This is a genomic window from Nocardioides sp. (assembly GCF_029937575.1).
In the GTDB taxonomy this organism is placed as follows: domain Bacteria; phylum Actinomycetota; class Actinomycetes; order Propionibacteriales; family Nocardioidaceae; genus Nocardioides.
This window is the reverse complement of record NZ_JAPYPS010000013.1, coordinates 1-19234: the sequence shown is the minus strand read 5'-3', so window position 1 is coordinate 19234 and position 19234 is coordinate 1. Positions and strand designations below refer to the sequence as shown.

The window sequence follows — 19234 nt, the reverse complement described above, 5'->3', positions numbered from 1 at the left end:
CACCTGGGCTCACCTAGGACCGAGAAGAACTGACGACCTCCACGGCGAAGCGCGGAGTTTCACCGGAGTTTTACCGGAGTTGAGGCCAAGTGGCTCTGAATGCACAAGGCCTCCAACCGCATCACTGCTGGTCAGAGGCCTATACGTGAGCCGCCTGTCAGAATCGAACTGACGACCTAGTCATTACGAGTGACTCGCTCTACCGACTGAGCTAAGGCGGCCGGCGTCGGTCCGTGGGACCGACGACCGTGGGGAACTATACGGACCGACCGGGCGCGGCGTGAAACCGGCGCCGGATCCGACGACGCGGTCCTCCACTCTCACCCGCAGGGTCGACGCGAGCCCGGCACCTGCTCGCCACAGTGGATGCGTGCCTACTCTCCGCCTGACCGTCGACGGCGTCGCCCGCAAGGTCGAGATCGACTCGAGAACGTCCCTGCTCGACGCGCTGCGCGAACGGCTCGAGGTGACGGCCCCGAAGAAGGGCTGCGACCACGGGCAGTGCGGGTCGTGCACCGTGCTGCTCGACGGACGCCGCAGCCTGTCCTGCCTGGCCCTCGCGGTCGCCCACGAGGGTGCCGACGTCGTGACCGCCTCCGGGCTCGGCTCGATGGACGAGCCGCACCCGGTGCAACAGGCCTTCCTCGACCACGACGGCTACCAGTGCGGCTACTGCACGCCCGGACAGGTGTGCTCGGTGGTCGGCATGCTCGAGGAGGCGGCGCAGGGGCACCCCAGCCACGTGACCTCCGACCTCGACCCCGAGGCCCTGATCGACCTCAGCAACGACGAGATCCGCGAGCGGATGAGTGGCAACCTCTGCCGCTGCGGCGCGTACGCCGGCATCCTCGACGCGGTCCGGCAGGTCCACGCCGAGGCGGGCAACGGGACGGGCGGTGCCCGATGAAGGAGCTCACCTACGTGCGGGCCACGAGCGCGGCCGAGGCGGTCGAGGCGGTGACCGACGACCCGCGGGCGCAGTACCTCGGCGGCGGGACCAACCTGACCGACCACCTCAAGCTGGGCATCACCACCCCCGAGGTACTGGTGGACGTCAGCCGCCTGCCGCTCGACACCGTCGAGGACACCGGGACCGGGCTGCGCATCGGCGCCGCGGTCCGCAACAGCGACCTCGCCGCGCACCCGGTCGTCCGCTCCGACTTCCCGGCCCTCAGCCGGGCACTGCTCGCCGGCGCCTCCGGCCAGATCCGCAACCAGGCGACGACGGCGGGCAACCTGCTGCAACGCACCCGCTGCGTCTACTTCCAGGACCCCACCACCCCGTGCAACAAGCGCGAGCCCGGCAGCGGCTGCTCCGCGATCGAGGGCTACGGCCGCTACAACGCCGTGCTCGGCGCCAGCGAGGCCTGCGTCGCCGTGCACCCCTCCGACATGGCGGTCGCGATGTCCGCGCTCGACGCCCAGGTCGTCGTCCTCGGCGCCGAGGGTGAGCGACGCATCCCGTTGGAGGACCTCCACCGCCTCCCGGGCCACCACCCGGAGCGTGACACGACCCTGGCGCACGGCGAGCTGATCACGGCCGTCGAGCTGAGCCGCTCGGGCGCCGCACGCACGTCGACGTACGAGAAGGCGCGCGACCGGGCGTCGTACGCCTTCGCGCTGGTGTCGGTGGCCGCCGCCCTGGAGCTCGACGGCGACCGCGTCGCCGACGTACGCATCGCCTGGGGTGGGGCGGCGCACAAGCCGTGGCGGGCCCGCACCGCCGAGGACCTCCTGCGCGACGGTCCGCTCGACGAGCAACGGGTGCGCGACGCCGCGGCCGAGGAGCTGCGCGCAGCAGCCACCGGACCCGACAGCGACTACAAGGTCGCGATGCTCACCGGCATCACCGCTCGCGCCCTCGTCCGACTCTCGGAGGCCACGTCATGATCGCCCGCCCCATCGAGACCCGCGCCGTCGGCGCCCACCACGACCGGGTCGACGGCCCGCTCAAGGTCACCGGCCACGCGCGGTACGCCGTCGAGCACGGCCCCGACGAGGGTGTCTCCGAGCACCTGACCGCCTGGCTCGTCGGCGCCCCCGTGGCCAAGGGTCGCGTGCTGCGCGTCGACGCCACCCAGGCCCTCGCCACTGCCGGCGTCGTGTCGGTCGTCGACCACGAGAGTGCGCGCCGCCTCGACGACACGGGCGAGCAGGGGGACGGCGAGCTCGCGATCCTCCAGGACGACCGCATCCACTACCGCGGACAGATCGTGGCGATCGTGCTCGCCGAGAGCGCCGAGGCGGCCCGCGAGGGCGCCCGCCTCGTGCACGTGCAGGTCGAGGCCGGCGACCACGTCGCCGACCTGGACTCCGAGGAGGCCGAGCTCTACGCCCCCGAGGAGGTCAACGCCGGCCACGAGACCGACTGGTCGGACGGCGACGTCGACGCAGCCAGGGCCGGCGCCACGGTCGTCGTCGAGGGCGACTACTCGATCCCCTACGAGCACAACAACCCGCTCGAGCCGCACGCCGCCACCGCCCACTGGGACGGCGAGGTGCTCACCATGTGGGACTCCACCCAGGCGGTGCACGCGGTCGCGTCGACGCTGGCCCCGATGCTCGGCCTCGAGGTCGAGCAGGTGCGCGTGCGGGCGCCGTACGTTGGCGGCGGCTTCGGCAGCAAGGGCCTCCCCCACTCCCCGGAGGTGGCTGCCGCGCTGGCCGCGATGGCGGTGCCGGGCCGGTGGGTGCGCCTCGCGGTCACGCGTCAGCAGATGTTCGCGATGACCGGCTACCGGAGCCAGTCGCGCTCGCGCATCCGTCTCGCGGCCGAGCCCGACGGCCGCCTGCTCGCGATCGAGCACGACGCTGTCGCGCCCTCTGCGGCGGTCAAGGAGTTCGTCGAGCAGACCGCGACCATCTCCCGGATGATGTATGCCGCCCCGGCTCGCCGTACGACCCACCGCGCCGCGGCGCTCGACATCAACGTGTCGTCCTGGATGCGAGCGCCCGGCGAGATGCCGGGCACCTTCGCCACCGAGGTCGCGATGGACGAGCTCGCCGTCGCCTGCGACGTCGACCCGATCGACCTGCGGCTGCGCAACGAGCCGGCCACCGACCCCGAGACCGGCAATCCGTGGAACGACCGCCGCCTGGTGGAGTGCCTCGAGCAGGGCGCGGAGCGCTTCGGCTGGAGCGGGCGCTCTCCGGAGCCGCGGACGACGACCGACGGCGACTGGCTCGTGGGCACCGGCGTGGCGGCAGCGACGTACCCGACCCTGTGGATGCCCGGCAACGGCGCTCGCATCGAGTCCCGCACCGGCGGCCGGTACGCCGTCGGGATCGGCGCGGTCGACATCGGCACGGGCGCCCGCACCGTGCTGCAGCAGATCGCCGCCGACGCCCTCGACGTCCCCGTCAGCGCGATCGACCTCGCGATCGGCGACACCTCGCTCCCGGCCGCGACCGTCGCCGGAGGCTCGTCCGGGACCGGCTCGTGGGGCACCGCCATCGTCCAGACCGCGCAACAGTTCCGGGCCGACCACGGCCCGGAGCCCGCTCCCGGTCTGCACACCCAGACCACCACCGAGTCCTACCCGGACATGGCGGGCCACGCCCTGCACTCGTTCGGCGCCGTCTTCGCCGAGGTGCGGGTCGATCGCTGGACCGGCGAGGTGCGGGTGTCGCGTCTGCACGGCACCTACTCAGTCGGGCGGATCGTCAATCCGATGACGGCCCGCTCGCAGCTGCTGGGCGGCCTGCTCATGGGGCTGTCCGCCGCGCTGCACGAGGAGGGCGTGCGCGACCCGAGGTTCGGGCACGTCGTCACGCAGGACCTCGCGACCTACCACGTCGCCGCCCACGCCGACGTGCCTCCCGACCTCGACGCCCGGTGGCTGGAGGAGTCCGACACCCTGTCCACCCCGTTCGGCGGCCGCGGCATCGGCGAGATCGCCATCGTCGGCACGGCGGCCGCGATCGCGAACGCCGCCTGGCACGCGACCGGGGTCCGGGTGCGCGACCTCCCGGTGACGGCTGACGCCTTTCTCTGAGGACTACCCGATCTTGTCAGTCGGCTGACAGGATCGGCGCGGCGCCACTACGGTGCCGTCCATGGACAGCCAGGTCATCAGCTCGCGGGTCGCCGACTCCCAGCCACGCTTCGTCGAGTACGCCGTGGCACCCGTCGGCGCGCCCAACGTGGTCATGGTCGTGCTCGACGACGTCGGCTTCGCGCAGCTGGGGTGCTTCGGCGCCACGATCGCGACCCCCAACATCGACCGGCTGGCGAGCCGGGGCCTGCGCTACAACCGCTTCCACGTGACCTCGGTGTGCTCGTCGACGCGCGCCGCGCTGCACACCGGCCGCAACCACCACGCCGTCGGCATGGGGGTCACCGAGGAGGCGGCGCTCGGCTTCCCCGGCTACACCGGCCGCATCCCCAAGTCCGCCGCGATGCTTGCACGCATCCTCAAGGACGGCGGCTACAACACGATGTCGGTCGGCAAGTGGCACATGACGCCGAAGACCGACTACTCCGCGGCCGGGCCGTTCGGCCAGTGGCCACTGGGCGTCGGCTTCGAGCGCTTCTACGGCTTCCTCGGTGCCGAGACGAGCCAGTGGGCGCCCGAGCTGGTGCGCGACAACACGCACGTCGACCCACCACGCACCCCTGAGGAGGGCTACCACCTCACCGAGGACCTGGTCGACGAGTCGATCCGGATGATCCAGGACCAGCAGCAGGCCGAGGCCAGCAAGCCCTTCTTCCTCCACCTCGCCACCGGCGCCGCGCACGCCCCGCACCAGGTCACCGAGGAGTGGGTCGAGCCCTACTACGGGAAGTTCGACGACGGCTGGGAGGCGTGGCGCGAGGAGGTCTTCGCCAACCAGGTCGCGGCAGGCGTCGTACCGGCCGACACCGTCCTCACCGAGCGACCCGCCTGGGTGCCCGAGTGGTCGACGATCCCTGCTGAGCAGCGCCGGCTCTTCGCCCGCTACATGGAGGTGTATGCCGGCTTCGTGACCCACACCGACCATCACCTCGGTCGGCTCTTCGACGCCCTCGAGGCGCGCGGCATCGCCGACGACACCATCGTCATGGTGCTCTCCGACAACGGCGCCAGCGCCGAGGGCGGGGTCACCGGCACCCTCAACGAGGCGGCCGGCTGGCTCGGGCACCAGGAGGACGTCGAGGCCTCGATCGAGCGGATCGACGAGATCGGCGGACACGACGCCTACAACCACTACCCCTTCGGCTGGGCCTGGGCCGGCAACACCCCGCTGCGCCTGTGGAAGCGCCACGCCTGGCTCGGCGGAGTCCGTACGCCGCTCGTCGTCGGCTGGGGCGCCCGGGTCACCGACCCCGGGGGGATCCGCGGGCAGTTCTGCCACGCCGTCGACCTGTTCAGCACGGTCCTCGACGCCGCCGGGATCGCCGTACCGGACTCCGTCGACGGTGTCACCCAACAGCCGGTCGACGGCACCTCGATGCTCGCCGGCATCACCGATCCTGGCGCCGCGGAGCACCGGAGCCTGCAGTACTTCGAGATGATGGGCAGCCGCGCCATCTACGCCGACGGGTGGAAGGCCACAACCGACTTCGTGCCCAACCAGTTCGGCGAGCGCGAGGTGATGACCGGCAGCTTCGACTTCGACACCGACCGCTGGTCGCTCTTCCGGCTGACCGACGACTTCTCCGAGTCAGCCGACGTCGCCGCCGAGCACCCCGAGACGGTCAAGCGGCTCGAGGAGCTGTGGTGGGCCGAGGCCGGACGCAACCAGGTGCTGCCGCTCTTCGAGTTCCCCGACTCGATGGCGCACATGCACCCCGGCGCCTACCCGCAGCCGGCCACGGCGACGTACGCCCCCGGCGGCGGGCCGATCCAGGAGAGCCAGCTGCCCTCGACGCTCGGCGGCTTCGACCTGACCGCGCGCATCGTCGTCCCCGAGGGCGACACCCACCGGGCCGAGGGGATCATCGCCGCGATCGGCGACGCCCACGGAGGCTGGGGCTGCTACCTGCTGGAGGGGCGACTGGTCGCGGCGTTCGCGATGCTCGACGGGCTGGTCCGCGTGGCGTGCGACGAGCCGGTCGCGCCGGGCGAGCACGAGGTCTCGGTGCAGTACGTGCCAGGAGCCTCCCCGCGGGCGCGTCTGCTCGTCGACGGCGTCGAGGGCGGGTCGGCTCCCCTGGCGGGACTGTTCTTCTTCCCCAACCTCTCGACCGCCGCGACCGGGATGCTCATCGGGCGTGACCGCGGCCTGCCGCTGTGCCACGACTACCGCCCCCCGTTCGCCTTCACCGGCGAGCTCCGGGACGTGGTGATCACCAGCGGCAACCCGACGGCTCGCGCCGACGACGAGACGCTGCTGCGCTCGGCGCTGGCCTCGGACTGACGACGTGGCCGGACTGCGGGAGCAGCACAAGCGCTCGACCAGGCGCGCCCTGGAGGACGCCGCCCTGGGCCTCTTCGCCCGCGACGGCTACGAGGCCACGTCGGCAGGCGCTATCGCCCGGGCCGCCGGGGTCACCGAGCGCACCTTCTTCCGCTACTTCGCCACCAAGGACGAGGTCCTCACGCCCGACCGCGAGCAGCGCCAGGCCCGGCTGCAGGCCGAGGTCGTCGCCGTCGCAGCGGCCCGTCGTACGGCGATGCAGGTCGCCGCGACGGCGCTCGTCGCGATCGCCCCCGACTTCGAGGCCGAGCGGGACACCATGCTGCTGCGCCGCCGGGCCGCGGTGACCTCACCGGTCCTGCGCGGTCGGCTGTACGACGTCGTCCACACCTGGCAGCGCACGCTCGCGGCCGCGCTGGTGGAGGCCGGCTTCGGGTCGCTGGAGGCCGAGGTGACCGCCGAGGCGGCGATCGCGGTGTGGCAGGGGTCGATCACGCGCTGGCTGGGCGAGGACGCCGGATCACTTGCCGGGCACCTGGAGTCGGCGTTCGCGGCGCTCACCCCAGGCGCCGGACCCTGGCTCCGTCGGTAGGCACGTCACCGGATTTCGATGCGCGCGTCGCGCGCTCGTTCCTCGCTCGCCGCGCTTACTCAATCTTCGCCCGCAACGGCCCGCGCTCGTCCCTCGCGCGAGCCTGCGGCCTCAGGCGATGCGGACGGTCTGGCTGCGGTCGGTGACCTGGACGGCCGACTGCTGCTCGCCGCACCAGCAGGTGAAGTGGTAGGCGATGCCGGCGTCGACCGACGTGACGGAGGTGATCTGGGTGCTGAAGATGAGCTGGCGGCGCGAGCACGCGGAGCAGGTGTGAGTGAACATACTGAAAGTATGAGCGTGCTCAACAGATAGGGGTAGCCTGCCTTTCCTGCACGATCGATAGGACTTACCTATAGCATGTGACCGTGCTCTCGTTGCATCAGCTGACCTGCTTCCTCGCCACCTACGAGCAGGGTTCGTTGACCGCCGCCGCCGAGGAGCTCGGCTACGCGCAGCCGTCGGTCTCCGAGCAGGTGCGCGCCCTGGAGAAGACGCTCGGCGTCGAGCTGTTCCGCCGCGTCGGCCGGGGCGTCGTACCGACCACGGTCGCCGACGAGCTGCGCCCGCACGCCGAGCGCGTGCTCGGCAGCGTCGAGGAGGCTCGCAAGGCCGTGCAGAGCGCGAAGTCCTTCGAGACCGGGACGATCCGGTTCGGGATGTTCGGCACGGCGCGGTTGTACGCCGGCGCCGGGCTGGTCGCCGACGTGCTCGCGCGCTACCCCGGCGTCCGCGTCGAGCTGATCGGGCAGAACTCCACCGACGTGCAGGAGGAGCTGCGCCGCGGACGCCTCGAGGCGGCGATGATCGCCGTACCGCAGATGGGTAGCGAGGGACTCGAGTTCACCCCGGTCGCGCGCGACGAGCTGGTCTACATCAGCGCCGACCCGGCCCGGCTCGAGACGCCGGTCAGCGCTCACCGGCTGTCGCTCGCCTCGCTGGTGATGCCCGAGACCACGTGGCGCGCCGTCGACTCGACCCGGCTGGTGCTGCGCCAGATGCTCCACGAGACCGGCCGCAACCCGCAGACCCGGATCGAGGTCGAGGACGTCGAGACCGCCGTCGAGCTCGTCGGGATGGGCCTGGCCGACTCCGTCATCCCCCGCGGCGCCGCCGAGCAGCTGCTGCCGCGGCTGGCTCCCGCCGCAGGCTGGGTGAGCCTGCGGCCACGGCAGTACGACACGTTGGCGATCGTGCACCGTGCGGGTGCGACCCTCTCCCCCGCGGCACGGCTGATGATCGAGCTGGCGACCGCGCGGATCAACTCGATCGTGCACCCCGAGATGGGCTGAGGTCGGCTGGGACGACCCGGTGAACAGGTGCATGCTGAACTAGGACCATGTCGCAGGCACACGAGCGCGAGGTCGCCGAAGCAGCCCACCTGCTCGAGCGCGCCCTGATCGAGGTCAAGAAGGTCGTCGTCGGGCAGGACGCGATGGTCGAGCGGATGATGATCGGGCTGCTCGCCCGAGGTCACCTGCTCCTCGAGGGGGTGCCGGGCGTGGCCAAGACGCTGGCCGTGCGCACGCTGGCCGACGTCGTGGGCGGGAGCTTCTCGCGGCTGCAGTTCACCCCCGACCTGATGCCCGGCGACATCACCGGCACACGGGTGTGGCGCGCGAGCACCGAGACGTTCGACGTCGAGCGAGGACCGATCTTCGCCAACCTCGTCCTCGCCGACGAGATCAACCGCGCCCCCGCCAAGGTGCAGTCGGCGCTGCTCGAGGCGATGGCCGAGAAGCAGGTCTCCATCGCCGGTCGCAGCCATCCGCTGCCCGATCCGTTCCTGGTGCTCGCCACCCAGAACCCGGTCGAGTCCGAAGGGGTCTACCGTCTGCCCGAGGCCCAGCGCGACCGGTTCCTGCTCAAGGTCGACGTGCCGTACCCGACGGGGCAGGAGGAGTTCACGATCCTGCACCGGATGTCGGTCGACCCGCCCCGTGCCGAGCAGGTCTTCGAGCCGTCCGACGTCGTCCGGCTGCAGAAGGTCGCCGACAGCCTCTTCGTCCACCACTCGGTGGCCTCCTACCTCGTCAACCTGACCGTCGCCACCCGATCGCCCGAGCGCTACGGCCTGGCCCACCTCAGCGGCGCCATCGAGCTCGGTGTCAGCCCGCGCGCCTCGCTGGGCATGCTCGCCGCTGGACGCGCGATGGCCTTGTTGCGCGGACGTTCCTACGTGCTGCCCTCGGACATCGTCGAGGTCGCCTCCGACGTGATGAGTCATCGGCTGCTGCTCTCCTTCGACGCCATCGCCGACGGGGCCGACCCCCGCGACATCGTCCGCGAGGTCATCGCCGCCGTCCCCCAGCCGACCGTCGCCTCCCGGGAGGACCCGGACGGTCGCCGCCCGGCGGACAGCCCGGCGAACAGCGCGGCCGACGGCCCCGAGCCTCCGGCCCCCGCGCACCAGGACACCGCGCACCAGGACACCGCGGAGTTCGTGGAGCACCCGTGACCTCCCACGCCCCCGACCTGCCGCCTCTCGGCGACGACACCGAGCCCGAGGCCGTCTTCGCGGCCCTGGACCTCGCCGTACGACGCCGCCTCCCCGGCCGGATGCACGGCGACCAGCAGGGGCTGCGGCTCGGCTCGGGCTCCGACCCGGAGGAGGTCGTGCGCTACCGCCCCGGCGAGGACGACGTACGCCGCATCGACTGGAACGTCACCGCCCGCTCCGCCGGCGTGCCCCACGTCTGGCGCACGCTCGCCCAGCACGAGCTGGAGACCTGGGTGCTCGTCGACGACACCCCCAGCATGGCCTTCGGCACGATCGCGCTGGAGAAGCGCGACATCGCCGCCGGCGTCACCGCCGCGATCGCCCTGCTGACCGCCGGCCCCGGCAACAGGCTCGGCACGGCGACCCTCACCGGGGCCGGGTTGCGCTGGGAGGCGCCTGTCCCGTCGCGCGCCGCCGCCCACCGCTCGCTGCGACGCCGTACGTCGCGCGGCGCCGCCTCCGCGGGTGGGGGCGGCGACCTCACCGAGGCCCTGCGCGGCTTCGGCGCCCGTCACTCCCGACCCGGCGTGCGGGTGATCGTCACCGACCTGCTCGACCCGCACGGCGTCGTCGAGCGACCCTTCGCCTGGGAGCGACCACTGCGCCGCCTCGCGGCCTCCCACGAGACTCTCGTCGTCGAGGTCGTCGACCCGCGCGAGCTCACGCTGCCCGACGTCGGTGCGGTCACCCTCGTGGATCCCGAGAGCGGACGCCGCCGCGAGGTCTGGACCTCCGACCGTCGCGTGCGGGAGCGCTACGCCGCGATGACCGCCGCCCACCGCACCGCCACGGCCGAGGCCGTCCGCTCCGCCCGCGCCGGCCACGTGCTGCTGCGCACCGACCGCGACTGGGTGCGCGACCTCGCGCGTCACGTGCACGGCCGGCCCCTCAAGCACGGAGCCCCGGCCCGCGGAGGGGCGGCCTGATGAGCCTCGCCTCCCCCGCCTGGCTGCTCCTGTTGCTCCCGGTCGCGGCGCTCGCCGCGTCGTACCTGGTCCAGGCCAAGCGCCGCAGTCAGTACGCCGTCACGTTCGCGACCCTGCCGATGCTGGAGCGCCTCACGCCGGAGAAGCCGGGCTGGCGCCGTCACCTGCCGGCGACGCTGCTGCTGCTCACCTTCGTCGTGCTGACCGTGGCCGCGGCGCGCCCCCAGGTCGACGAGCAGGTGCCGCGCGAACGCGCGACCGTGATCGTGGTCGTCGACGTGTCGCTCTCGATGCAGGCGACCGACGTCGCCCCCGACCGTCTCTCTGCGGCCAGCGACGCGGCGCAGGGCTTCGTGGACGGACTCCCCAGCGGGTTCAACGTCGGCGTGGTCTCGTTCGCCGGGTCGGCCACGGTGCTGGCCACCCCGACCTCCGACCACGAGGCCGCCGTGACGGCCCTGGACAACCTGCGCCTCGACGAGGGCACCGCGATCGGCGACGGCGTGATGACCTCGCTCGCGCAGATCGAGTCGACCGCCGCCACCGACGGGACCGGCCTCGACACCGACGTGCCGGCCCAGATCGTGCTGCTCAGCGATGGCACCAACACCGTCGGCAGCAGCCTCGACCAGGCCGCCGGCGCCGCCGCCGAGGCCGAGGTGCCGGTCTCGACGATCGCCTACGGCACCCCGACCGGCACCGTCACCGTCGACGGCCAGCTCGTGCCGGTGCCCGTCGACCAGGCCTCGCTCGACGCCCTGGCCCAGGCCACGGGTGGGATCGGGTACGCCGCCGAGACCGCCGAGGCGCTCGACGAGGTCTACGACGACATCCAGTCCTCGATCGGCTTCACCACCGAGCAGCGCGACGTCACGCCGTACGTCATCGCCATCGCGCTGCTGCTGGGGCTGCTCGCAGCGGCGATGTCGTTGCGCTGGTTCGCCCGGCTGCCCTGACCCCCTCAACCGAGCGCCCCTGAGCCGGTCCGAGCGTCACAGGAACCGTGCTGCCAGCAACCCGAGCGCCAGGGTGACGAGCCCGCCGACCGCGACCACGCAGCCGACCACCACGAACAACGGGGAGAGCAGACCTCCCGAGCTCGGGCCGACGGCGAGCCTGACCGACGTGGGCCGCTCGGGGTCGTAGCGCACCTGGACCCACTGGCCGGGCTGGGCCGGCGGCGGGTTGCTGCCGTGCGTGGTCTCGACCTCGATCGGCCGGCCGTCGGGGAGGACGAAGCGGACGACGGGCTTCCAGATGCCGTCGCGTCCCGGCACATCGGGCGTCCCGATGACCTGGTGCAACAGCTCGATCACCTGGGCGTCGGCCAGGCGTGACCTGCGCTCGAACTCGCGGTGGTGGCGCCCCACCCGGACCCCCAGGGCGATGAACAGGACGCCCAGCACGACCAGGACGATCCCGAACACGGGTGCGAGCGACATGGGGCCAGGGTGCCCGGATCGGCGCGGGCTAACCGCGGGCCTCCCGTGATCAGCACTCCAGGCCGTCCTCGGGGACGACCCCCTCGAGCAGGTAGCCCTCGACGGCGTCGTCGATGCACGCGTTGCCCTTGTTGTACGCCGTATGGCCGTCGCCGTCGCGGCTGACCAGGACGCCGCTGTCGAGCTGGTCGGCCAGCGCGACGGCCTCCTCGTACGGCGTCGCCGGGTCGCGCGTCGTACCGAGCACGACGATGGGGTCAGCCCCCTCGCCGCGCACGGTCGGGTACGGCTCGGAAGCCTCCACCTCGACGCCGTGGCAGCCGATCAGCCCCCAGGCGAAGACGCGACCGAAGGTCGGCGAGGCCTCGTCGAAGGCGGGGTACTCGGCCGGGATGTCCTCCGGCTCCAGCGTCGTGGGGTCGTCGAGGCAGTTGATCGCCAGGAACGCCTCGAGGCTGTTGTCGTCGTAGCCCCCGGAGGCGTTGCGGGAGGAGTAGAAGTCGGAGAGCAGCAGCAGCGTGTCGCCGTTGCCGGCCAGCCCCTCCTGCAGCGCCTGGTCGAGGAACGGCCAGTTGTCGCGGCTGTAGAGCGGAGTGACGACGCCGTAGAAGGCGTTGCCGATCGCCAGGTCGCGCCCCGACGACGTGGGAAGGGGCGATGCCTCGATGTCGTCGAGCAGGGTCTTGATGGTGTCCAGCCCCTCCTGGCGGTCCGTGCCCAGGAAGCAGCTGCCACCGGCGAGACAGTCGTCGACGTAGGCGTTGAGGGCGGTCTGGAAGCCGCGCGCCTGGCTCAGGGAGTTCTCGCGGAAGTCCAGCTCGGGGTCGGTGGCCGCGTCGAGGACGAAGCGCCCGACGTTGTCGGCGAAGAGCTCCGCGTAGACGCCACCCAAGGTCGTGCCGTAGGAGAAGCCGAGGTAGGCGAGCTTCTCCTCGCGCAGCGCACCGCGCAGGACGTCCATGTCGCGCGCCGCCTCGACGGTGGAGACATGACCGATCAGGGAGTCGGAGCTCTCCACGCAGCTGGCGAAGAAGTCGTCCTGCTCCTCGGTGAACTGCTCGGCCTCCGCCGCGTCGTCGGGGGCCGGGTCCTGGGCGATGAAGGTGTCGAGGTCGGTGTCGGAGACGCAGTCGATCGGGTCGGACTCGCCGGTGCCACGGGGGTCGAAGGCCACGATGTCCATCCGGGCCAGCAAGGGAGCGCCGAAGGCGAACGACGGATCGTCGACGAGGCTCGTGCCGGGGGCGCCGGGGCCGCCGGGGTTGACCACGAGCGAGCCCACCTTGGCCGCCTGGTCACTGGCGGGCGCGCGCTCGAGGTTGAGCTCGATCGTCTCCCCCTCCGGCTCGGCGTAGTCGATCGGCACCGTCAGCGTGGCGCAGTCGTTGGAGCCGCAGGCCTGCCAGTCGGGCACCTGCTCGTAGTACTGCTCGAGGCCGGCCGGGACGTTGACCGGATCTCCGTCGGGGCCCGGCACCGGCGAGGCGTCGCGAGTCTGGGTGGAGCGCGGCGCCGAGGGGCTCGCCGAGTCGTCGCCGGTGAAGATCAGGGCCGCGGTCGCACCCCCACCGACTCCGAGGGCGATCACCGCCACCACGGCCACGATCAAGGTCATCCGCCTGCTCATCATCAGCTGCTCACCATCGACTGTCCACTAGCTCCGCTCGGGCACCTTCAGCGCCACCATCATGGCCTCCAGGGCAAGGGCGACCGGCACGTTGAACTCCAACATCTGCTCGCGGGCCTCGAAGATCCACCCGATCCGGCGCAGGTTGAGCTCCGGCGTGGAGGTCCGGGCGAGCTCCTCGATGTCCCCGCGGATCTCCTCGTTGACCAGGGACCCCGGAGCCCTCGCCGCCACCGCGATCGCGTCGCGGTAGACCGAGGTGAGGTCCATCAGCCCGCGGTCCACGACGTCGAGCACCCGGCGCTTGGCGCGGGTCTTCTGGGACTTGTCCAGCGCCGACAGCGCGGGCGCGTACTCCCGCGGACGACGACCGCGCTCGACCACGCCGTACGTCGTGGCGAGGTCGACCTTCTCCCGGTCGTCCAGCTCGCTGGTGATCGCCTCGGCCTCCTCCTTGGCCACCTCGGCCAGGTTGGTCGCGGCCTGCATGCAGGCGCCCAGCGACGTCAGGCGCAAGGGCAGGGAGACGATCTCGCGGCGGCGGTTGCGGGTGGCCTCGTCGCGGGCCAACGCGCGCGCCCGGCCGATGTGTCCCTGGCTCGCGCGCGCGGCGTACGCCGCCAGGGCGGGGCTCACTCCGTCGGAGCGCACCAGGAACTCGGCCACGGCAGCCGCGGTCGGGGTCGCCAGCGTGAGCTGGCGGCAGCGGGAGCGGATCGTGGGCAGGACGTCCTCGACGGTGGGGGCGCAGAGCATCCACACGGTGCGGTCGGTGGGCTCCTCGATCGCCTTGAGCAGCGCGTTGGCGGCCTGCTCGGTCAAGCGGTCGGCGTCCTCGACGATGATGATCTGCCAGCGACGCCCGGCCGGGGCGAGCGCGGAGCGGCGGACGAGGTCGCGCACCTCGTCGACGCCGATGGACAGCTTGGCGGTGCGGACCAGCCCGATGTCGGCGTGGCTGCCCGCCAGCGCGGTGTGGCACTCGTGGCACTGCCCGCAACCCGCCTCGTCGCCGCGCCGCTCGCACTGCAGCGCTGCGGCGAAGGCGAGCGCCACGTTGGAGCGCCCGGAGCCGGGTGGGCCGGTGAAGAGCCAGGCGTGCGACATCCCCTTGCCGGCGGTGGCGGGCCGCAGGACGTCGACCGCGCGCTGCTGCCCGACGAGGTCGGCCCACACGTCGCCGACGCGACCCCCCGCCGCGACGGCCGTCACCGGACCGCCTGCGCCAGCAGGGGGCGTACGGCGTCGCGCACGCGCTCCGCGATCTCGTCGACGGGCGCCCGGGCGTCGAGCACCAGGTAGTGGTCCGGGTCGTCCTCGGCCATCGCGACGAAGGCCTCGCGGACCCGCTGGTGGAACTCCAGGGACTCGCCCTCGATCCGGTCGCGCCCGGCGAACCGGCCCAGCCCCGCCTCCGGGGCGAGGTCGAGGACGACGGTCAGGTGCGGGCGGAGGTCGCCGGTGGCCCAGCGGGCGACGGCCTCGACCTCCTCGACGGCCAGCGAGCGGCCGGCGCCCTGGTAGGCCAGGGTCGAGTCGACGTAGCGGTCGGTGATCACCACCTCGCCGCGCTCCAGCGCGGGGAGCACGAGGGTCTCGACGTGCTCGGCCTTGTCGGCGGCGTAGAGCAGTGCCTCGGTGCGGTCGGCCAAGGCGCCGGTCTCGGGACTCAGCACGATGCGGCGGACCTCGCGACCCACAGGCGTGTCACCGGGCTCGAACGTCAGCCGTACGGCGTACCCCTCGGCGAGCAGCCAGTCGCGCAACCGCCCGGACTGGGTGGACTTGCCCGAGCCCTCGCCGCCCTCGAAGCACACGAAGACGCCACGCCCGGCGTACACGGGACCGGTCGGGCCGGGGGCGGAGGTCACGGGCGAGACGCTACCGGGCAGCCCCGACAACCCTGACAGCCGACGGTGTGTGACGCCCGGGATCGGGCGCAGGAGCGCTCGGTGACGCCGGCCACGATCAAGGCATTGATTCGCGTACCGAGGCCAGCACGGTGTCCAGTTCAGCTTCAGACGACCCGGAGGACACGACGGCCCAGTAGGTGCAGGGCAGCGTTGCACCCGCGGTTCCGTCGCCCACGCGCCCGGCTACCCGCGCGCTGAGGCGCGCACTATGCGCTGATGGTCGGGCGGATCCCGAGGGGCGGCACGGTCGGGCGCTCCTCCCCCGAACCCGAGTTCGACTACCGTCGACGGAGACGAACGCCGGCAGGGAAGACTAGTGAACTAAGGGACGAGGGCCCGAAGTACTTGCGGTGCGTAGAAGCGCCGGGTCGGAGAGCCTTCAAGCTTAGTTTCGGCGAGGATGTCGAGCTCAATTAGTTGTTGTGCGAGCCCGTTAGCACGTGGGTAACTGACGCCAAGCCCTTCCGAGGCTTGACGCACGGTGAAAGACACGTTCGCCACGGCAAAGTCGACCATCTGGAGCGCGGTATCGGCCCGCAGCCTCGAGGCTCTGACGGTCTCCTTCATGTTCTCTTGCACCTTGATCAGTTCCAACATCTCCCGCTGAGTCAGCTTCGCTGAGTCCGTTATGCCTCGAGCGAAGAATCCAACGAACCCATCCCAGTCGCCGTCACAACTCACTTGAAGCAGGCGGTCGTAGTACTCGACTCGACGGGCTTCGAACCATGGCGAGACTGTCAGCGTCGGCTCGCTCAGAACACCGTGCATGAACATCTGGAGGATGATCAGCAAGCGTCCGATCCGTCCGTTCCCATCGTGGAACGGGTGGAGAGTTTCAAACTGGTAGTGGGCCATGGCTGCGCTGACAATCGGATCAAGGACTTCAGCGTGGTCGGATCGCATCCAGTCCGTGAGGTCGAGGACATTCGCCGCCAACACGGGCCCGCCCGGCGCAGGGATGAAGCGGGCGGCGTGAACCGGCAACGCACCGGCTGGAGCGTCGGAGCGTCGCCCGACGGCCACTTGACTCTCACGAATGATTCCAGTTTCGATACCCTCATCCTTTGTCCCAGTCACCAAGATCGACTGGAGGTCGCACAGAAGTGAGGGCGTAAGCGGCCGGCCCTCCTGGATCTCACTGAAAGCAAAGGAGGCCATCCGCACGTAGTTGAGAACCTCGCGCCTGTCACTCTTCGGAGGGGCGTCATCGCCCGAGACCAGCACCTCGGCGAGGGGGACGTAGGTCCCTTCAAGAGCTGAGGTGCTCTGCGCCTCCCGGTTCAGGGCGATCCTGCGAAGCAGGGTCGGATCTGGAAGTTGGCGCGCCAAACTGTCCAGAGCGGCGACGGCGGCGCGGGCATTCGCTACCTCCAGGTACGTCTTAGGAGTGAGGCTCGGCGCCGAAGCGTTCAGCGGCACCGGTATGAAGGCGGAGTGATTCCAAGGTCCGAGAATGGGGTCGGTTCCATGGATCGGGACAAGGCTCCCCATGTGGTCGTTGGCAAACATTGAGAGGTCCACGATGTAACTCTAACCCCGGTTCCCTTACATGTGCCGTCCTCCATGCTCGTTGACGAACATGGATCCGGCACGCGTGCAACACAAGGTGGCCATCAGTTACATCTGGTTCCCCTGGGCCAAGGAGTAGGTCGCATCTCGGAGCTCACAATTGACCCCTAGAGCTGTCAGCTAGGTGTGTCGAGCGGCTGCGAGCCGGAGCCCGACCAGAGATCGCCGCTTCGAGGCCCACAGTGCGGCCTTTGAGTGCGTACTCGGGCATCCTGTGCAAATGCCTGACGCCAACTCCGCTCTGCCATCAGTTGATCGCCTCGCATACTGATCAGCGGCGACCCTCAGAGCGACGACGTTTGGCTCTGGGAGGTCGTTTGGACGTTGAACTCGCTCGTACCGGCGGCTCCACTCGACGAGAAGATTGGCCTGGCTCGACACGCTGTTTCCAGCCTGCTGGGCCACCACGTCCTATGGCGGGGTGCCTGGCCAGGAGGCCCGGTTGCGCTCCTGACCGAGAACGAGAAGCGGACGCTCGCGCACGACGACACCCCGTGGCACGACCCTGAGCACGCGACCTTGCTCGTCTGGATCTGTGAAGAAGGAGCCGCTCCCCGCGCTCGTGCCGAGTAGCCCTGTCATCGGCATGTCCGCGCGGATCGCGGCAGATGCGAACGCTCGCTCTACTAGCGGTGACGCACGAGGTAGACGCCACCGCAGACAAGGCTCAGCGCGATCGCCCACCGGAACCCCGCATCGAATGTCTCGGACATGCCCGAGACGCCGCCAACAATCACGAGGACCACGGCGCCTGCCGTCAGCACGCCGAGCAGGACCCCGAGGCCGGCCGCGATGGTGAGGGACTGCTCTTCCCTCGCTGCTTGCGACTTCATTGCGCCACTATCGCTGAAGCTGGATGAATCCGCACCACCCGCATATCAAGCAAAGTCGGGCGCATACTCTACGGAATCGCCGGTCCCTCGCTGTAAGCGTCGGTCAACGGGGTCGTACTGGTCATGAAGTCGACCAATGGCCCTGCGAGGGTCGCTGCGCTGACTGTCCATCGGCCGTTGCCGGTCTCGACGGTGCACCAGGCCGCGAGGTCGCCGGATGGTAGCGACGCCCACGACGTCTTTGCTGGTGACGTTCCCGGGTCCGGTCCACCGCGCCGATTGAGGACCTGCTGGACGGTGGTGGGAGCAGCGGCGATCACGTGGTCCTGTTCGCCTACTGCGCCCTCACACAACGCGAGAGCGGTAGTGGGATCGGCACTCGTCTGAGCGTCCTCAGGTGGCAAGGTCGCGCGACCCGCGTCTGAGTCTGTACTGCATCCGGTAAGCAGCATTGCGGTGATGAGAGCGAGTGTCGTGCACGCCGTGCGCATGACTGTTGGACGCGTTGCCGTTCCACCGGGCTCCATGCCAGGAGTATGCGCCGACCCGTGACACTCCGCCAGGCCGACCATCGGGATGAGCGGAAGGTTCTACGCGCGGTGGCAGTGGTGTGACGCACACCGAGTCAGTCATGGATCAGCCCCTCGACCTACGTCCGCATCGGGTAGGTCTGGCCGGTGGCGTGGGCCTGGTGGTGATGGAAGGGGCACAGCAGTACGGCGTCGCGAGTGTTGGTGTGCCCGCCGTCGGACCAGGGGGTGGTGTGGTGGACGTGGCAGAACGCCCCCGCCACGTCACAGGCCGGGTGCTGACAGTGCTGCTGCTCGACAAGCAACGCCAGCCGCTGGGCGGCGTTGTGGAACCGCTGGCCGCGACCGAGGTCGAGGACGTGGCCGCCCTTGTCCAGCACGGCCGGGAACACCTTCGCCTCACACGCCAACCGGATCAGCTGTCCCGGTGAGACCCCGGTCCCGGACTCGGTGTGGCCCGTCCTCTCCGCGCCCTCGGTGAACGTCTCGGCCGGGGCGCTGATCACCACGGTCGCCGCCAGACCACCCTGCTTCGGCAGACCGTCGGTGGGGTAACCCTCGATGTACTCCATGAACGCCAGACCCAGCTTGTGCGGCGTCGGCCTCTCGAAGTCGAAAGCACCAGCACCCTCGGTGGCGCGCACATGCTTCGGCGAGGCCAGAGCTTGCAACGCCTTGCGGAACATCTCGGCCTGCAACTCCGGCAGCACGAACGACCCCCGCACCGTCCCGTCACCACCGTTGCGGAACTTCACCTCAGCCTTCTTCCGGGCCTCGGCCTCCAGGTCGGCCAACCGCTTCGCCTCACGAGCCTCGGCGGTCTCGGGGTCGAGGACCTCGAACAGCTTCTCCCCGAGCCGGCGCAGCTCGTAGGCATCGAAGTGGGCGGCCTCACCGATGAGGTACTTCTCCGCGGTGTCCTTCTCCGCCACCAGGTCGTCGTCGAGATCGTCGACCGCAGCC

The 19234-nt window shown here is 70.9% G+C and carries 17 protein-coding genes and 1 tRNA gene; 9 read left to right on the top strand and 9 right to left on the bottom strand.

The window, feature by feature from the left end; all coding sequences use genetic code 11:
* Positions 1–148: 148 nt before the first annotated feature.
* A tRNA-Thr gene (locus Q1K33_RS06935) sits at positions 149–221 on the bottom strand.
* 149 nt (positions 222–370) lie between these two features.
* Between Q1K33_RS06935 and Q1K33_RS06930 the strand changes: the two genes are divergently transcribed.
* The 5 genes from Q1K33_RS06930 (at position 371) to Q1K33_RS06910 (ending at position 6931) form a co-directional block, all read left to right on the top strand.
* Positions 371–907: a 2Fe-2S iron-sulfur cluster-binding protein gene (locus tag Q1K33_RS06930; RefSeq protein WP_300402080.1), complete on the top strand. Its 537-nt coding sequence runs from the start codon at positions 371–373 to the stop codon at positions 905–907.
* Positions 904–1890 carry a xanthine dehydrogenase family protein subunit M gene (locus Q1K33_RS06925; protein WP_300402078.1) on the top strand — a complete coding sequence of 329 codons (987 nt, stop codon included), beginning with the start codon at positions 904–906 and terminating at the stop codon, positions 1888–1890. Before Q1K33_RS06930 ends, Q1K33_RS06925 begins: the two co-directional genes overlap by 4 nt.
* Positions 1887–3995: a xanthine dehydrogenase family protein molybdopterin-binding subunit gene (locus Q1K33_RS06920; protein WP_300402077.1), complete on the top strand. Its 2109-nt coding sequence runs from the start codon at positions 1887–1889 to the stop codon at positions 3993–3995. The genes Q1K33_RS06925 and Q1K33_RS06920 overlap by 4 nt, the downstream gene beginning before the upstream one ends.
* Positions 3996–4056: 61 nt before the next feature.
* A complete protein-coding gene (locus Q1K33_RS06915) occupies positions 4057–6339 on the top strand; it encodes an arylsulfatase (protein ID WP_300402075.1) in 2283 nt (760 codons plus the stop codon).
* Positions 6340–6343: 4 nt separating this feature from the next.
* A complete protein-coding gene (locus Q1K33_RS06910; RefSeq protein ID WP_300402073.1) occupies positions 6344–6931 on the top strand; it encodes a TetR family transcriptional regulator in 588 nt (195 codons plus the stop codon).
* Between the two features lie 111 nt (positions 6932–7042).
* Here the strand turns inward: Q1K33_RS06910 and Q1K33_RS06905 are convergent, their stop codons facing one another.
* The gene (locus Q1K33_RS06905) at positions 7043–7216 is read right to left on the bottom strand and encodes a hypothetical protein (RefSeq protein ID WP_300402071.1); all 174 of its coding nucleotides are present in this window, start codon (positions 7214–7216) and stop codon (positions 7043–7045) included.
* Between the two features lie 83 nt (positions 7217–7299).
* Between Q1K33_RS06905 and Q1K33_RS06900 the strand changes: the two genes are divergently transcribed.
* The 4 genes from Q1K33_RS06900 to Q1K33_RS06885 are packed head-to-tail and all read left to right on the top strand — an operon-like array spanning position 7300 to position 11313.
* On the top strand, positions 7300–8223 hold the full coding sequence (locus Q1K33_RS06900) for a LysR family transcriptional regulator (RefSeq protein ID WP_300402069.1): 924 nt from the start codon (positions 7300–7302) through the stop codon (positions 8221–8223).
* A gap of 47 nt (positions 8224–8270) precedes the next feature.
* On the top strand, positions 8271–9389 hold the full coding sequence (locus tag Q1K33_RS06895; protein WP_300402067.1) for a MoxR family ATPase: 1119 nt from the start codon (positions 8271–8273) through the stop codon (positions 9387–9389).
* Positions 9386–10357 carry a DUF58 domain-containing protein gene (locus tag Q1K33_RS06890; protein WP_300402065.1) on the top strand — a complete coding sequence of 324 codons (972 nt, stop codon included), beginning with the start codon at positions 9386–9388 and terminating at the stop codon, positions 10355–10357. The genes Q1K33_RS06895 and Q1K33_RS06890 overlap by 4 nt, the downstream gene beginning before the upstream one ends.
* The gene (locus tag Q1K33_RS06885) at positions 10357–11313 is read left to right on the top strand and encodes a VWA domain-containing protein (protein WP_300402063.1); all 957 of its coding nucleotides are present in this window, start codon (positions 10357–10359) and stop codon (positions 11311–11313) included. The genes Q1K33_RS06890 and Q1K33_RS06885 overlap by 1 nt, the downstream gene beginning before the upstream one ends.
* Before the next feature lie 36 nt (positions 11314–11349).
* Here Q1K33_RS06885 and Q1K33_RS06880 read toward each other — a convergent pair whose 3' ends face one another.
* The 7 genes from Q1K33_RS06880 to Q1K33_RS06850 form a co-directional block, all read right to left on the bottom strand.
* Positions 11350–11799 (bottom strand): DUF3592 domain-containing protein, encoded by a 450-nt coding sequence (locus Q1K33_RS06880; RefSeq protein ID WP_300402061.1) that lies wholly within the window; start codon positions 11797–11799, stop codon positions 11350–11352.
* Positions 11800–11848: 49 nt separating this feature from the next.
* On the bottom strand, positions 11849–13414 hold the full coding sequence (locus Q1K33_RS06875) for an alpha/beta hydrolase (protein WP_300402059.1): 1566 nt from the start codon (positions 13412–13414) through the stop codon (positions 11849–11851).
* Between the two features lie 39 nt (positions 13415–13453).
* Positions 13454–14638, bottom strand: coding sequence for a DNA polymerase III subunit delta' (locus Q1K33_RS06870; protein WP_300402057.1), 1185 nt, complete (start codon positions 14636–14638; stop codon positions 13454–13456).
* Entirely contained in the window at positions 14635–15297 is a 663-nt protein-coding gene (gene tmk / locus Q1K33_RS06865) for a dTMP kinase (RefSeq protein ID WP_300402055.1), read from the bottom strand. Before tmk ends, Q1K33_RS06870 begins: the two co-directional genes overlap by 4 nt.
* Positions 15298–15660: 363 nt before the next feature.
* On the bottom strand, positions 15661–16860 hold the full coding sequence (locus Q1K33_RS06860) for a Fic/DOC family N-terminal domain-containing protein (protein ID WP_300402053.1): 1200 nt from the start codon (positions 16858–16860) through the stop codon (positions 15661–15663).
* Positions 16861–17534: 674 nt separating this feature from the next.
* A complete protein-coding gene (locus Q1K33_RS06855) occupies positions 17535–17741 on the bottom strand; it encodes a hypothetical protein (RefSeq protein WP_300402051.1) in 207 nt (68 codons plus the stop codon).
* Positions 17742–18390: 649 nt separating this feature from the next.
* Positions 18391–19234: HNH endonuclease signature motif containing protein (locus Q1K33_RS06850; RefSeq protein ID WP_300402049.1), on the bottom strand; the 844-nt coding region annotated here is incomplete at its 5' end.

Excerpts from the sequence above, each read along its gene's own strand:
- Q1K33_RS06920 (WP_300402077.1), top strand. The coding sequence starts at position 1,887 with ATGATCGCCCGCCCCATCGAGACCCGCGCCGTCGGCGCCCACCACGAC.
- Q1K33_RS06875 (WP_300402059.1), bottom strand. The coding sequence starts at position 13,414 with ATGACCTTGATCGTGGCCGTGGTGGCGGTGATCGCCCTCGGAGTCGGT.
- Q1K33_RS06885 (WP_300402063.1), top strand. The coding sequence starts at position 10,357 with ATGAGCCTCGCCTCCCCCGCCTGGCTGCTCCTGTTGCTCCCGGTCGCG.
- Q1K33_RS06905 (WP_300402071.1), bottom strand. The coding sequence starts at position 7,216 with ATGTTCACTCACACCTGCTCCGCGTGCTCGCGCCGCCAGCTCATCTTC.
- Q1K33_RS06895 (WP_300402067.1), top strand. The coding sequence starts at position 8,271 with ATGTCGCAGGCACACGAGCGCGAGGTCGCCGAAGCAGCCCACCTGCTC.
- Q1K33_RS06855 (WP_300402051.1), bottom strand. The coding sequence starts at position 17,741 with ATGAAGTCGCAAGCAGCGAGGGAAGAGCAGTCCCTCACCATCGCGGCC.
- Q1K33_RS06915 (WP_300402075.1), top strand. The coding sequence starts at position 4,057 with ATGGACAGCCAGGTCATCAGCTCGCGGGTCGCCGACTCCCAGCCACGC.
- Q1K33_RS06925 (WP_300402078.1), top strand. The coding sequence starts at position 904 with ATGAAGGAGCTCACCTACGTGCGGGCCACGAGCGCGGCCGAGGCGGTC.
- Q1K33_RS06880 (WP_300402061.1), bottom strand. The coding sequence starts at position 11,799 with ATGTCGCTCGCACCCGTGTTCGGGATCGTCCTGGTCGTGCTGGGCGTC.